We start from the raw sequence: 15,507 nt of genomic DNA on the forward strand, positions 1-15,507 counted from the left end.
CTGTATCTGTGACAGTTTTTCAGCGGGCAGGGTGGTTGCGTATTGCCAGGTCTTGCGCCCCAGTGCGTCATAGCCGAAGCAACTGGTGAGTTTGCCCTGCGTGCGATAGATCTCGCGGTGCAGGTCGTCGCGCTCCATGTCGCTGATCAGTTGGCCATCGAGGTTCAACTGGTGCAGGTGACCGCTGCCGTAATACAGGTGGTTCAAGTGCTGACCGGTGGGAAGGGTCAGCGTGGTCAGGTTGCTGAGTGGATCGTAGTCGTAGGCCAGCGTGCCCTGAGGCGACGTTTCCTGTGTCAGGCGGCCCAGAATGTCGTAGGCAAATTCCAGTTTTTCAGCCGTGACACCGAGTTTTCTGCCGCCGTCGGTGGGTGTGCGCTGAATGGACAGCAGGCGGTCGCTGTCGTCGTAGGTGAAATCCTGACGGGCGTCGTCGTTGAGCCTGGCCAGCAAACGGCCAATCGGGTCGCGCTCGAAATGCGTGCTGCGTTGTGGCCGTTCACCTTTCTCGCTGTAGCCGATTTCCTCGACCTGAGTCAGGTGACCGCCGAGGTTGTAGCTGAAACGGCGGGTCAGTTGGTCGATGCGCTTTTCTTCGATCAGCCGGTCGGAGTCGTCGTAGGCCAACGTGTAGGTGGCGTCGTTTTCATTGATTAGCGCGGCAAGGCGCAGGGCCTTGTCGTACTGGTAGCCTACGATCAAACCCTTGGGGTCCTGGCGTCTGATCGGCAGGCCACGGGCGTTGCGCGCCAGGTGCGTGGTCTGGTCCTTGCCGTTGGTGTGCGTCAGCACCTGGCCGTGGGCGTTGTAGGTGAAGCTCTCGCGGGTGCCGTCCGGATGGTTGATGCTCAGCACTTCGCCGCCGGGTTTGCGTTCCAGTGTGGTGGTGTTGTTCAGGGCATCAGTGACGGCGACCAGTTGATCGCGCTCGTCGTAACGGTACCAGGTGCTTTTGCCCGAGCAGTCCTGGAAGCGCTCGACCTGCGCCAGGTTGTTCCACCACAGGTATTTGGATTTGTAGGTCGCATCGATGATGGTGTGTGGCAGGCCATCTTCGCTGTTGAGGTATTCGGTCTTTTGACCCAGCGCGTCGATCTCGGCAACCAGATTGCCTTTCGAATCGTAGCGGGCCGTCCAGACGGCGCCGTCAGGGTAAGTAATCTGTTTGACCAGCGTGGTCTTGTAGTGATGCTGATAACGGGTGGTTCGGCCCAGCGGGTCGGTTTCTGCGGTCAGGCGTGACAGATCGTCGTATTCGAAGCCCAGCTGATTGCCGTCAGGCAGCGTCAGACCGGTGATATTGCCGGTGTTGTCCAGCGCGATACGGTACTGCTCACCGCCGAAATCTGTGCTGGCGATGACGCGACGGTCCTTGTTGTAGGTCACCTCGGCGCGACGACCCAGCACATCGGTTACGCGCGTCTGGCGCGCCTCGAAATCATAATCGAAATGAAAGTGCTCGCCGTCGCTGGTCCAGTGCTCGACCACGCGCGGCTTGCCGTCGAGAACTTCCCAGCGGTATTCGCAACTGAGCCCCAGCGCATTGGCGTGGCGGGTCATCAGGCCATCGGTGTAGCTGAAGTTGCGCACCGAGTCGCCATTGCGGTTGTACACACTGTTCAGCTGGCCATTGTTGTCGTAGCCATAGCGCACCAGCGTCTCGACGGCCTGGTCGCCGACGATCCGCTTGACGGTGCTCAGGCGGCTGGTCACCTCGTCGTAGTGCAGGTGCACACGGTGCCCGCCGGTGGCGCAGATGTCGGTCAGAACGCCGTCTTCGCTGCGCACGAAATGCAGAAAATGACCGAGGGCGTTTTCGACGCGTTGCAGGGGAACAGGCTGGTTGTCGTCGGGGACTTCGCCGAAGTAGTAAAAGACGTTATCCAGTGTTTGCAGCAGGTAATGACCGCCTTCGGTACGCACCAGGTACAGCTGTTCCTGTGCGTTGTAGATGCGCTGGTTGTAGTCCAGTGTCACGAACGGCACGCTGCGGCCCTGATTGTCGCTGAGGTACAGAAAGCTGCCCTTGCGCCGCAGGCTTTGCTCCCACGGCAACACCCAGCCTTTGCCCAGCGCGCTGTCGACATCAAGGTCGCTGGCGTAGAAGCGTGTCCACTCGATCGGCATCAGGCCGGGCAGGCTGAAATCGGACTCGTCGATCAGCAGCTTGCGCCCGGTGGTGGTGTCGACCGGGTTGCCGTGCAGGCCGCCCAGCACTTTTTCGGCCACGGGGGCGACGCCGAAGCGAAAAATGGCGTCCCCGAGAAGGACACCGCCCATGAACTGCAGCGCGCAAGGGCCTGCCGCTTTCAGACCGGCCTGCATGCCCAGCTTGGCAATGCTGAGCACGGCCTTGGCGCCGCCGGCCACGACCAACAGAATGTCCACGGTGTAGCGGGCCATCGCCGACACTTCGTCATCCACCGGCAGGTAGCGTTGGGTACCGCCGCCGATGAAGACGTTGGGCGAGCCGGTGCCGATTTTCGCGCCGCAGGTCAGCTTGTCGCCTTTGCGCGCGGCGGGCTGGCCGTTGATGAAGACGTTGCTGGAGCCTTCGGCCACCTTGACGATCGGCGAGTGCTTGTCACACACGGCGGTGCTTTCGATGGCAAAGGCCGCGGGTCTACCGTTGATGAACACGTTGGGCGAGGCAGATTCGATCTGCCCCGCCGGAGAGCTGAAGGCGCTGCCGATACTCTCCCCGATGCTGGCAATGGCATTACCGGCCAGACCGACCGCCATGGCCAGTAAAAAACCGCCGAACCCGCACGTGGCGACGGTGAGCGAGACATACGCCACGGCCGCGATGCCCACAATCGCTCCGAGCACAAAGCCCGCCATTGCCCCGGTGTGTTCGATCTCATCCAGTAACCGCGCTGCCTCGAACATCGCCGTTACTCCTGCGGGCTGCGAGTAGTTGAGGTGCGATCACCTGAAGTGACGCTGATGTTCTGCAACGGATAGTCCATTAAAGCGTGTCCTGTCAGCGATGAAATAGAGTTCAGGGGGCGGTCAGGCCTTCAAGCATGCTGTCGAAATCCAGCAACCAGGTTTTCAGCGCGGGCTTTTCGGAGTCAATCACGCAGCCCACGCTCAGCCATTGGCGTTCGTTGTGATCGGCACACGGCACGATGGAACCGATAAGGCGTCCATGCCGTTCTTCGAGGCCTGCGCGAAAATGAAAATCCAGCGCCAGCGCTGCATTACCCGCCAACAGCGTTTCATAGTGGCGAATGACCTGGATTTCGCCATGCAGTGGCTGCAGCGCCTTGACGGCTTCGGCGAACGCTTCGGCAAGCGTTGCCTCTTCAGGTACATCGCGACGCTGAACGGAGATCACGACAGGCTCTCCACCCACTTGAACGGTGGCTTCAATCGCGTTGCACTGGAAACCTTCCGGAAAGCCGAAGTGGAACCCGCCGAAATTGAAACTGCAGGGCGCGTTGAGCAACGGCTTTGGAACAGGAATGAGCGCTTCGACACGTTCAAGTGCCTGCTGCGCGGCAGCACGTTCGGCTGCCTCACGCGCCAGGGCTTCGTCAGCCAGTCGGCGTTCGGAGATGCGGTCATAAATACTGGTGCGCGTCATATGGCCGGAACCTTGTTCGTCAACATCTACATGTCCTTATGCACGGCGGCCCCAATGACTGCCATTTGCAAGTTGACGATAAGCACTTGCGCGCGTGATTTATATGTCCTGCGGTTACCCGCTTGCCTGGAAATGTCTGAAACCCCCGTGCGAAGAAGGCTACGGACACAGTCTACTGTCGAACGCTGAATCGTTCGACCTTTTCCCAAATGAAAGTTCACTGTAGGCAGGAGCAAAGCTCCAGAAGGCTGTGTGCCGAGCGTTCTGGAGCTTGAGCGGTTGTTTTGAACCCTATTTCAACGCCTCAACCGCCTCCTCATCCTCCCGCCGATGCGCCCACTGATACAACGCCGGCAACACCAGCAACGTCAGCGCCGTCGACGACAGAATCCCGCCAATCACCACGGTCGCCAGCGGTCGCTGCACTTCCGCACCAGTGCCGGTGGCGAGGGCCATGGGGATGAAGCCCAGGGAGGCGACCAGTGCGGTCATCAGCACCGGGCGCAGGCGGGTGAGGGCGCCTTCGTTGATGGCGTCGTGCAGCGAGTGGCCTTGTTCGCGCAGGCTGCGGATGAAGGCGATCATCACCAGACCGTTCAGCACCGCCACACCCGACAGGGCGATGAAGCCCACGCCTGCGGAGATCGACAGCGGGATGTCGCGCAGCCACAGGGCCATGACGCCGCCGGTCAGGGCGAACGGGATACCGGTGAAGACCAGCAGGCCGTCCTTGAGGTTGTTGAACATCATGAACAGCAGCGCCAGTACCAGCAGCAGCGCCACCGGCACGACGATCTGCAGGCGTTTGGCGGCCGATTGCAGTTGTTCGAACTGCCCGCCCCAACTGGTCCAGTAGCCGGCCGGGATCTGCACGCCGTTGTCGATGGTGGTGCCCGCTTCTTCGACAAACGAACCAAGGTCGCGACCGCGCACGTTGGCGCTGACGATGACCACACGCTTGCCGTTCTCGCGGCTGATCTGGTTTGGCCCGAGCACCAGGTCGAGGCTGGCGACCTGGGACAGCGAGATAAAGCTGATCTGCTGATTGCCAGCGCTTGCAGGCACCGGAATGAGCAGGCTGGAGAGCCCGTCCACATCGGTTCGCAGTTGCTCGGAGAGGCGCACCACCATGTCGAAGCGGCGGTCGCCCTCATACAGCGTGCCCGCCTGACGACCGCCCAGCGCAATGGCGATGGCGTCCTGCACATCAGCCACGTTGAGGCCGTAACGCGCGGCCTTGTCGCGGTCGATGTTGATGGTCAGCACCGGCAGCCCGGTGGTCTGCTCGACTTTGACTTCCGAGGCGCCTGGCACTTTTTGCAGGGTGGCGGCGATTTTTGCGGCGGTCTGGTTCAGCACGTTCATGTCGTCGCCGAAGACCTTTACCGCCACATCGCTACGCACTCCGGAAACCAGTTCGTTGAAGCGCAACTGGATCGGCTGGGACAGTTCGTAGTTGCTGCCCGGCACACTGGCTGCGGCCTTTTGCAGGTCGGCGATCAGCGTTTCGCGAGACTTGTCCGGGTCAGGCCATTCGCTTTGCGGCTTGAGCATCACGTAGCTGTCGGAAATGTTGGGCGGCATCGGGTCGGCGGCGATCTCGGCGGTGCCGGTGCGGGCGAACACGCGCTGCACTTCCGGGACTTTTTCGATGATGGCTTTTTCCAGACGCTGCTGCATGTCCACCGACTGGGTCAGGCTGGTCCCGGGCACACGTAATGCCTGCAAGGCGAAGTCGCCTTCGCTCAGGCTCGGGATGAACTCGCTGCCCATGCGGCTGGCGGTGAAGCCGGACAGCACGATCAGCACGAATGCCATGCCGAACGCTATCGAGCGATGCCCCAGTACCCAGCTCAGTATCGGCGCGTAGCGCTGGCGGGCGGTGCGCATCACAAAGCCTTCTTCTTCCTTGACCTTGCCGGTGACGAACATGGCGATGGCGGCAGGCACGAAGGTCACCGAAAGAATCATGGCGCCGAGCAGGGCGATGACCACGGTGAAGGCCATCGGGTGGAACATTTTGCCTTCCACACCGGTGAGGGCGAAGATCGGCAGGTACACGACCATGATGATCAGCTGACCAAAGATCAGCGGTCGACGGGCTTCTCTGGCGGCGGCGAATACCTCGTGGAAACGCTCGCTGCGGGTCAGCATGCGGCCGTGCTTTTGCTGGGCATGCGCCAGTCTGCGGATCGCGTTTTCGACGATCACCACCGCGCCATCGACAATGATGCCGAAGTCCAGTGCACCCAGGCTCATCAGGTTGGCGCTGACCTTGTTGGTGAACATGCCGGTGAAGGTGAACAGCATGGCCAGCGGAATCACCATGGCGGTGATCAGCGCAGCACGGATGTTGCCGAGGAACAGAAACAGAATCACGATGACCAGAATCGCGCCTTCGATCAGGTTCTTCTTGACCGTCGCGATGGCTTTCTCCACCAGCGTGGTGCGGTCATAAACCGTTACAGCTTCTACGCCCTGTGGCAGGGTGCGGTTGATCTCGGCGAGTTTGGCGGCCACCGCCTGCGAGACCGTCCGGCTGTTTTCACCGATCAGCATGAACACGGTGCCGAGCACCACTTCACGACCATTTTCGGTGGCTGCGCCGGAGCGCATTTCCTTGCCGATGCCGACCTCGGCCACGCTGCTGATTCTGATCGGCGTGCCCTGCACATTGGCGATGACGATGTTGGCGATGTCGTCCACGGTGCCCAGCTGACCCGGTGCGCGAATCAGTAACTGCTCGCCGCCGCGTTCTATATAGCCTGCGCCGACGTTGGCGTTGTTGCGCTCCAGCGCTGCCACCAGATCGTTGAGCGTCAGCTTGTAGGCGGCCAGTTTTTTCGGATCAGGCGCGATCTGGTACTGCCTGGCGAAACCGCCGATGGTGTTGATCTCGGCCACGCCCGGCACGTTGCGCAGTTGCGGCTTGATGATCCAGTCCTGAATTACCCGCAGGTCGGTCGGCGTGTACGGCGTGCCGTCTTCTTTCAGCGCGCCCTCACGAGCCTCGACTGTCCACAGGAATATCTCGCCAAGGCCGGTGGAGATCGGCCCCATCATCGTATCGACGCCTTCCGGCAACTGGTCCTTGGCGATCTGCAGGCGCTCGTTCACCAGTTGGCGGGCGAAGAACAGGTCAGTGCCGTCCTCGAAAATCACCGTGACCTGGGACAGGCCCGAGCGCGACAGCGAGCGCGTCTGTTGCAAACCGGGCAGCCCCGCCATGTTGGTCTCGATGGCGAAGGTGATGCGCTGCTCGGTTTCCAGCGGCGAGAAGCCGGGCGCAGAGGTGTTGATCTGCACCTGTACGTTGGTGATGTCGGGGACCGCATCAATGGGCAGTTTCTGGTAACTGGCGATGCCCAGCCCAGCCATGAGCAATACAGCGAGCATCACGACGATGCGCTGTTCAATCGCGAATTGAATCAACCGTTCAAACATGTGGGTGTACTCGTGGGACGCAGATCAATGGGCGTGCTCGGCGGAGCCTTTGCCCAGCTCCGACTTGAGGATGAAACTGCCGGCGGTGGCCACTTGTGTGCCGGCCGCCAGGCCCTTGACGATTTCCACGTGGCCACCATCGCGGCGGCCAAGTGTCACCGGCGTCAGTTGAAACCCTTCAGCGTTGCGCACGAAGACCGAGGGCTTGTCCTCAACCGACTGAATCGCCGATTCGGGAAGACTGACCGCCACACTGGACTGCTCGGCGGCGACTTCCACCGAGACGAACAGGCCGGGACGCCAGGCGCCCTGCGGGTTGGCCAGCGTCACGCGCACGGCCGCAGCGCGGGTCTGCTCGCCCAGCAGACTGCCGACGTAGCCGACCCGTCCTTCGACCCGGGCATTCAGGTCGGGCGCACTGACGATGACCGGACGACCGACCACCACCTTGTCCAGATCCCTGGGCGCCACGCCGAAGGTGGCCCAGACACGCGACAGGTCGGACAGCGTGAAGGCGTTGCTCGCCTCGCTGACCATCTCGCCGATGCCCAGGTGTTTTTCCACGACTACGGCGTCAAACGGTGCGATCAGCTCGTAGCGGCTTCCCGCTGAAGGGTGGGTGCTGGCACCGATGGCGCTGATCTTCTGCCGTGCGTTGGCGAGGTTGATGTCGGCCTCCTGAAAGTCCTGACGCGCCTGCAAGTAATCCTGCTCGGCCGAGATCCTGTCTTCCCAGAGTTTCTTTTCGCGTTGCAAGGTCAGGCGCGCCAGTTCCTGGCGTCGTTGTGCGGCGTTCAATTCGCTGCGTTGATCGGAAATCTGCTGGCTGGCAATCACCGCCAGCACCTGGCCCTTTTTCACCGCCTGACCCAGATCGACCTTCACGGCTTCGACCACGCCGCTGACCCGCGGCACGACATGCGCAGTGCGGTCTTCATCGAAGCGGATTTCACCGGGGAAGGTCACGGTCGTGCTCATCTGCCGGGGTTCGGCGCTGGCCAGCTCGATGCCTGCCGCCTTGATCTGCTCGGCGGTCAGCTCGATGTGTCCTTCTTCCTCTTCTTCATGGGAAGACTCGGAGGCTGCGGCATCCGGTTTTTTCGCCTCGTTGCCGTGGCCCTGCTCGTCGGCGTGGCCTGGCTCTTCAGAGTGCCCCTGCTCGGCGTCATGCGCGTGCTCCTCGGCCGATGGCTTGGGTCCGGCGGTGAACGGCAGCATCTGCGGGTTCAGGGTCAGACTGCCCAGACCAATGATGACCACCACCGCCAGCGCGATGGCAATGCTTCGTTTGTTGTTCATGAAGGCTCCCGGCGATCAGGTGCGTGCAGCACCTTTCGATACGCTCGATACAGGCGGAAAAGGAAAGTCAGGGGTTGAGGCTGAAGCGGTTGAGATCACCGTGTATTCGCTCGATGGCGACTCTGGCCTCGGTGGCGGTGGCCAGCGATTCGAGGTACTGGCTGCGCGCCGAGATCAGCGTTCGTTGCGCGTCCAGCACTTCCAGAAAACCGAACTTGCCCATCTCGAAACCGCGCGTTGCCGTGTCGACGGCACGTTGCGCCGCGGGCAGGATCACGCGGTCAAAGGACTCGACTTCCTGCGCGGCGGTGTTCCATTGATCGAGGGCGGACTGCGTCTGCGTGCGCAGCTTCAGTTCGACGGCGTTGCGCAGGTCGCGTGACTGGTCGGCACGGCGTGATGCCGCGAGCACGTTGCCTTGATTGCGGTCGAACAGCGGCAGTGGCATCGACAGGCCCACGACGTTGACCCGCTCGCGCTCTTCGCGGCTGTACTGGCTGCCGACGCTGACGGTCAGGTCGGGGATGCGCTTGGCGCGTTCCGACCCCAGCGCGGCTTCGCGTTGCTCGATCTGGGTCTGGGCCAGGCGCAGCTCGGCGGACTGATTGAGGGCGTTCAGTAGCTTTGCGCTCGGTGGCAGTTTGCCCGGCGACAGGTCGCTGTAGTCCAGACGTTCGAAAGAGGCGAGCGGCGAACCAGTGGTGCGCGCCAGCTCGCGCTTGCTGTTGATTTTCAGGGTCTCGGCGCGGCGCACCAGCAGGTCGGTTTCAGCCAACTGCACTTGGGCGCGTGTGGCTTCCACCGGCGATACCTTACCCGCCCGGACTCGCCCTTCGGCAACCTCAAGGGCGCGTTCGGCCAGTGTCCTGGATTGGCGCGCCAGTTCCAGGCCAGCCTGTGCCCGCGCGGCTGCGTAGAACGCCTGAACCACCTCGGCACGCAGTTCATTGCCGCGGCGCTCCAGCTCCAGACGCGCAGCGTCCTGACCCTTGCTCGCGGCCTCGATCCGCGCCCCGCGTTTGCCGCCCAGTTCCAGTGCCTGGCTGAGCATCACGGTGGTGGTGCTGGTCTCGCGGCGGGTGTCTTCGACTTCCCATGACACTGTCGGGTTGGGAATCAGTCCAGCCTGCTGGCGATCACCCTCGGCGACGCCGATCTCCCACTGGGCTGCGGCCAGTTCCGGGTTACGGGCAAAGGCGGCTTCCAGTGCCTGAGGCAGACTGATGCCCTGGGCCATCGCCATGCCCGGAGCAATGAACGGTAACAACATCAGACAAAGTGCGCCGACTCTCATGCCGGGCTCCCTGCCAACTCTTCGGTACGCCGAATGCGTACGTTGTTCTCCAGACCCATGAAATCACCCCATCAAAGCAAGAATACAAACAGGCACCAAGGCACTGAAGTTGGCTGAGCGGGACTTTATGCAATGGGAGCTATCACAGGGATTGCTGGAAAATTACGATTCTGTTATCTCGCGAGACAGGCGTTTCTTTTCAGTACACTGCACGGCATCGTCATTCACCGTTCATCAAACAGGAAGCCTGGTTATGCGAATCCTTGTAGTAGAGGACGAGCCGAAAACTGCCGAGTACATGCATCAGGGTCTGACCGAAAGCGGCTATGTGGTCGATATCGCCAACACCGGACTCGATGGGCTATATCTCGCGCAGCATCAGGCCTACGACGTCGTGATTCTGGACGTGAACCTGCCGGAGATGGATGGCTGGGAGGTGTTGAGCCGCCTGAGAAAAACCGTCAACACGCGCATCATGATGGTCACCGCACGGGGACGGCTGGAGGAGAAGGTCAAGGGGCTGGAAATGGGCGCCGATGATTATCTGGTCAAGCCGTTCGAGTTTCCCGAGCTGCTGGCCCGGGTCCGCACACTCATGCGCCGCAGCGAACAGACCACGACCGCCAAGGTGTTGCAGGTCGGCGACCTGGAGCTCGATCAAGGCCGGCACCGGGCGTTTCGCGGCAAGCAGCGCATCGACCTGACGACCAAGGAGTTCGCGCTGCTGCACCTGTTGATGCGGCACAGCGGCGAGGTCATGTCGCGCACCCAGATCATTTCGCTGGTCTGGGACATGAATTTCGATTGCGACACCAACGTGGTGGAGGTGTCGATCCGCCGTCTGCGCGCGAAGATCGATGATCCGTTCGAGACCAAGCTGATTCACACGCTGCGTGGTGTCGGTTACGTACTGGAAGTGCGTGAATGAAGCTGACCCGTCTCTCGACACGTCTCGGATTGACGGTCGCGGCACTCATCGGGTGTCTGGTGCTGGTCATGGAAATGCTCGCCTATACAGCCATTTCCCGTCAGCTCGATATACGTGCCGAAGACGCTTTGAGCGAGAAGTTCAGGCAGATCGAACACAGCATGAGCGAGGGGTTTCTGGGCGTCGCCGACATCGTCCAGTACCCGCACACGCTGCGTGACCAGATCGTCGGGCATGACAGCTTCTCGCTGACCATTCTCGACTCGGGCAGCCCTCGGCAAGAGCTGATGAGCGTTGGTAACGTAGAGGGACGAAATCTGCCGGTTCCCGATGCCGACACGCTGCCGCAAGGCTTTCAGGAACTGAAATCCGCCCAGGGCCACAAGATTCTGCTGGGTTACAGGACCGTGCGCCTCAAGACCGGTCAGGACGTGCTGGTCAGGCTGTCCATGGACAGGGAAAGCGACACCGTGCTGCTGCACGCTTACGTCACATCGACCTGCCTGGCCTTGCCGGTGATTCTGCTGCTGGTCGGCTTTGGCGTCTGGTGGGTGGTGCGTCGCGGGCTCAGGCCGCTGGGGGCGTTCAGGAAAGTCACCGCGCTGATCTCGGCCCGCGACCTGTCTCATCGCATGAAAGTGAAGGGCCTGCCTGACGAATTGCGCGACCTGGCACATGCCGTCAACTTCATGCTGCACAGGCTGGACGGCGATGTGCAGCAACTGGCGCAGTTCTCGGACGACCTCGCGCATGAGTTGCGCTCGCCGATGAACAACCTGATGGGCAGGGCGCAGGTCACGCTGTCCAGACCGCGTCCGGCGGAGGAGTACAAACAGGCCCTGGAGTCCTGCACCGAAGAGCTGGAGCGCATGTCGCGCATGATCAGTCAGATGCTGTTTCTGGCCAGTGTCAGCCAGCCCGCAGCGCCGTTGCCTGTCGAGGTCATCGACCTTCGCGAGGAGGCGGACAAGGTCGCCGAACTGTTTTCCTCGTCGGCGGAGGATCGCGACATCACCTTGCAGGTTCAGGGGCACGCCAGGGCGACCGGTGACCGGCTGATGATTCAGCGAGCGATTTCCAATCTGCTGTCCAACGCCATTCGTCACGGTCTGTCGGGCAGCGTCATTACCGTCACGCTAGCCACGCATGAAGATGAAGTGTCACTGGCGGTGCGCAACGCAGGGGATGGTATCGATGCCGAGCACCTGCCACGCCTGTTCGATCGTTTCTATCGGGTGCATGTCAGCCGCGCGCGACAGCAGGGCGGGACCGGGCTCGGTCTGGCGATTGTGCGTTCCATCATGAGCCTGCATGAAGGGCAGGTCACGGTGCGGAGCGAGCCAGGCCAATTCACCACGTTCAGCCTGATCTTTCCTAAACTGGTGTAATGCGTCAGGTCGGTGGTCGTTCTTCAAGAACCTTTCGCTGACCCCCGGCTCATAATGTGTGAGCGGGTATTGCCCGGATGCTTCCGATGAAGCTGAACCTATAAGGATGGACGTATGACAGTTGCTTTCTGGTGCGTGCTGGTCGCGATCCTGCTGCCGATTATCTGTGCCGGTATCGCCAAGTTCGGCAGCGGCAAATTTGGCAGCGGGCACAATCATGACCCGCGTGCCTTTCTCGACAAGCTGGAGGGGTTCCCGCGCCGCGCGCATGCTGCCCAGCTGAACAGCTTTGAAGTGACCCCGGCGTTTGCTGCAGCGGTGATCATTGCGCACATTGCCGGTAACGCGCAGCTGGTAACCATTGACGTGCTGGCGGTGCTGTTTATCACCAGTCGCTTGCTGTACATCATCTTTTACCTGGCCGATCTGGCCGCACTGCGCTCGCTCGTCTGGCTGGTGGGCATGGGCCTGATCATTGCGCTGTTCGGGGTGTCGGCTTTCCCGGCCGTGTCCTGACAGCCGTTTTGCGACGCTGCCGATCATGGTCAGCGTCGCAACCTGATCAATCGTCCGGCTGGACTTTCTCGAGTTCGGTCTGGGCTTCCTGCAATTCCTTGCGCGAATCGGCGAGCTTGTCCTTGCGCTTGTTGATCTTCTCTGGATCGCCCTTTTCCATGGCCTTGTTCAGGTCGGTCTGACGGCGGCTGACTTCCTGCTTGGCGTCGAGCACCTTCTGCTTGCGTTGTTTGATCAATGACGTTTCGGTGCAGTTGGCATTGACCTCGGCGAGTGCCTTTTCAAGGTTGGCCTGCTCCGTTTTGTCACCCTCGGTCTTGGCGTTCTGAATCTTGCTGCTGATTTCCTGGCTTTTGATCTGGCATTCGGACTGCACGGGGGCCTGTGCGTCTGCGAATACGGTTGTGGCGAGCAGCGTGCAACTGGTGAAAAGAATCAGTGGTGATAAAAACTGCATATGAACTCCGTTTGAATACGGACAGAAAAATGAACGTCCGCTACTTAAAACCTGAAATGCTCTGTGCCTGCAATTGCTGGCTCAGTGCCTGTACCTGTGGGTCCTGAAAAAAAGCCCTGAGCCTGGCTGCACGACCAGGACCGATGCCGGGCTCTGCTTGCCATTGCTCGACGCTACGACCAGCCAGCTCGTGCCAGTTGTCGGGCAGTCTGGCGCCTCCCGTGGGCGGCAGTCCGATGGCCTTGAGCCATGTCTGAAACGGCCGTTCGCGTGCGGTTTGCAGGCTGTCGAGCAGTTTAGCGCTACTGCGTTCAGCGAAGCCGGGAATGTTAACAAGCTCAGCATGATTCAGGGTCATCCAATCGAGTAAGCCCATGATTTGGCCGTTGTCGATAAGTGTGTTCCAGGTCCCCGGACCAACGCCGGGCAAGGCCAGGCCTTTCTTGCCACTGAGCCATGCCAGTCTGGCGCGGAACTGACTTTCGCAGCCCGGAGTGGCTTGCCAGCAGCTGAGTTCATGAAAGTCGTCGGCTCGCGGAATGATCATGTCGGCTCGTTCGGCAGCACGCGACACCACGCCGTCGAGTCTTGGAATCGTCAGCCCGGCCAGACTCACCGCGATCTGATCGCCAGGCCTGATATCCAGTGTTTGCCAGCGCTGCAGCGAGCCCGTGCTGATGCGGCTGACGGTACGATCATCGAGGCGCACCGGGGTCAGCTCCAGCACCGGCGTAATCCTGCCACTGCGGCCGATCTTGAAGTTGACCTTGCGCACCTCGGCCAGGGCCTGGGCGTAGGGATGTTTCCAGGCGGCAATCCAGTAAGGCGCACTGGCTTGCCAGCGCTGCGCAGGTGGGCGCTGACCCTGGCGCATGATCACACCGTCCGTGGCGAACGGCAGGGGATTGCGATACCAATGTTCGCGCCATCGTGCGGCCTGGGCGTAGTTTTCCAGTGGATGCGTATAGGCCGCGCTGTCCTCAAAGCCCATGGCTTGCAGGCCCGCGAGTCGTTGCGCCATATCGGCAGGCCCGTTCGGCCAGTCCCAGACGAACAGCCCGATGGCGTCGGCCTGCTGCGGGCTGATCGTCTGCCTTGCCAGCAGTCCCGCGACCTTGCTGCGCGCGTTGACGCTGCCGGATGCGGCCTGAATATGATCGTCCAGCCGCCAGTACAGCTCGCCTTGCAGGATTGTGGATTCAGCCTGGGGCAGTTGTTGAGCAATGGCCTTGATCAGCCGCGCCTGCGAGGTCCAGTCCTGCCCCTTGCGCCCGTCACCACGACTGATCGCCTGCACAAGCCGGCCCTTTTCGTAGACCAGCGTGACGGCTACGCCATCGACCTTGGGTTGAATCCACAGATCGTTGCGGCCCTTGAGCCAGTCCTTGACGCTGCCTTCGTCGGCCAGCTTGTTGACGCCCGTGTGCGGAACGGGATGAGGCAACGGGCCGACTGCTGTCTTTAGCGGATCGGACTCGGGAATGGAAACGGCAAAGCACGAGCGCCACAGGCTCAGCTTCTGCCGCGCCTGATCGTAGAGCTCATCCGCGATTTGCGAAATGCCCTGCCGGTGGTAGCTGTCGTCCCACTCGGCAATCTGCTGTTGCAAGGCGGTGGCCTTGCTGCGCGCCTTGGCTGCAGGCCAGTCAGGGCATTGCCTGGCATGGCCGAGGCCGGGCAGAACAAACACAAGAGCGCACGTCATCAGGCGAACGGTAGGCAGCATCGAAGCATCCTTGCTTTAGGAATGGGCCCGATGAGGCTAGTCGTTGTCGCGTGGTGATGGGGTAGGGCTTGGTTACCGGGTTTTGCCATTGCGCAGGCCGGCATGTCCACGCAGAGTAATCAGTGACTGCACCGGCGTCTTCGTGAGCAAGCTCACACGCCCTTCGGGCAGAAGCGCAGAGCATCGGGCACGATAGTTGAGGTTATCGTTCCTCACGCTCCAGCGTGGGAACGCAGTTTTCGACGCTCTGCGTCGTCAAGAGGACGCGGAGCGTCCAGAAAGGCATGCGACGCAGAGCGCCGCACGATAGTCGCGCCTGCACCTGCGTCTTCGTGAGCAAGCTCACACGCCCTTCGGGCAGAAGCGCAGAGCATCGGGCACGATAGTTGAGGTTATCGTTCCTCACGCTCCAGCGTAGGAACGCAGTTTCGACGCTCTGCGTCGTCAAGAGGACGCGGAGCGTCCAGAAAGGCATACGACGCAGAGCGCCGCACGATAGTCGCGCCTGCACCGGCGTCTTCGTGAGCAAGCTCACATGCCCTTCGGGCAGAAGCGCAGCGCATCGGGCACGATAGTTGAGGTTATCGTTCCTCACGCTCCAGCGTGGGAACGCAGTTTTCGACGCTCTGCGTCGTCAAGAGGACGCGGAGCGTCCAGAAAGGCATGCGACGCAGAGCGCCGCACGATAGTCGCGCCTGCACCTGCGTCTTCGTGAGCAAGCTCACACGCCCTTCGGGCAGAAGCGCAGAGCATCGGGCACGATAGTTGAGGTTATCGTTCCTCACGCTCTGGTGTGACCCCCGAAGGTTGGATGCAACCTTTGGAGGCGTCATGGGTAAATATACAGAGCAGGCAAAACTCGCAGC

The 15,507-nt window shown here is 61.3% G+C and carries 10 protein-coding genes; 3 read left to right on the top strand and 7 right to left on the bottom strand.

The features are described 5' to 3' along the window. The 5 genes from KBY02_RS25620 to KBY02_RS25640 all read right to left on the bottom strand — a co-directional run. The coding region (locus KBY02_RS25620; RefSeq protein ID WP_225650852.1) for a DUF6531 domain-containing protein at positions 1 to 2,889 on the bottom strand (2,889 nt) is incomplete at its 3' end. 112 nt (positions 2,890 to 3,001) lie between these two features. Then, entirely contained in the window at positions 3,002 to 3,589 is a 588-nt protein-coding gene (locus KBY02_RS25625) for a hypothetical protein (RefSeq protein ID WP_003405196.1), read from the bottom strand. Positions 3,590 to 3,880: 291 nt separating this feature from the next. Beyond that, positions 3,881 to 7,033 (bottom strand): CusA/CzcA family heavy metal efflux RND transporter, encoded by a 3,153-nt coding sequence (locus KBY02_RS25630; protein WP_104684630.1) that lies wholly within the window; start codon positions 7,031 to 7,033, stop codon positions 3,881 to 3,883. 24 nt (positions 7,034 to 7,057) lie between these two features. Beyond that, positions 7,058 to 8,332 (bottom strand): efflux RND transporter periplasmic adaptor subunit, encoded by a 1,275-nt coding sequence (locus KBY02_RS25635; protein WP_096127475.1) that lies wholly within the window; start codon positions 8,330 to 8,332, stop codon positions 7,058 to 7,060. Positions 8,333 to 8,399: 67 nt separating this feature from the next. Continuing rightward, positions 8,400 to 9,626, bottom strand: a complete 1,227-nt coding sequence (locus KBY02_RS25640) for a TolC family protein (RefSeq protein ID WP_225650853.1) — start codon at positions 9,624 to 9,626, stop codon at positions 8,400 to 8,402. A 253-nt stretch (positions 9,627 to 9,879) separates the two neighbouring features. On the opposite strand from KBY02_RS25640, the gene KBY02_RS25645 reads away from it, so the two are divergent. The 3 genes from KBY02_RS25645 (at position 9,880) to KBY02_RS25655 (ending at position 12,458) form a co-directional block, all read left to right on the top strand. Further along, positions 9,880 to 10,554, top strand: a complete 675-nt coding sequence (locus KBY02_RS25645; RefSeq protein WP_003405189.1) for a heavy metal response regulator transcription factor — start codon at positions 9,880 to 9,882, stop codon at positions 10,552 to 10,554. Then, entirely contained in the window at positions 10,551 to 11,942 is a 1,392-nt protein-coding gene (locus tag KBY02_RS25650) for a heavy metal sensor histidine kinase (RefSeq protein ID WP_003405188.1), read from the top strand. The genes KBY02_RS25645 and KBY02_RS25650 overlap by 4 nt, the downstream gene beginning before the upstream one ends. A gap of 114 nt (positions 11,943 to 12,056) precedes the next feature. After that, the gene (locus KBY02_RS25655) at positions 12,057 to 12,458 is read left to right on the top strand and encodes an MAPEG family protein (protein ID WP_003405186.1); all 402 of its coding nucleotides are present in this window, start codon (positions 12,057 to 12,059) and stop codon (positions 12,456 to 12,458) included. A gap of 46 nt (positions 12,459 to 12,504) precedes the next feature. Here the strand turns inward: KBY02_RS25655 and KBY02_RS25660 are convergent, their stop codons facing one another. Both KBY02_RS25660 and ligB read right to left on the bottom strand, forming a co-directional pair. Then, positions 12,505 to 12,915, bottom strand: a complete 411-nt coding sequence (locus KBY02_RS25660; RefSeq protein WP_003405184.1) for a DUF1090 domain-containing protein — start codon at positions 12,913 to 12,915, stop codon at positions 12,505 to 12,507. Between the two features lie 40 nt (positions 12,916 to 12,955). Continuing rightward, positions 12,956 to 14,641 (bottom strand): NAD-dependent DNA ligase LigB, encoded by a 1,686-nt coding sequence (ligB, locus tag KBY02_RS25665; protein WP_225650854.1) that lies wholly within the window; start codon positions 14,639 to 14,641, stop codon positions 12,956 to 12,958. Positions 14,642 to 15,507: the final 866 nt, after the last annotated feature.

This window comes from Pseudomonas sp. P129, assembly GCF_020312195.1.
Lineage (GTDB): Bacteria > Pseudomonadota > Gammaproteobacteria > Pseudomonadales > Pseudomonadaceae > Aquipseudomonas > Aquipseudomonas fragariae.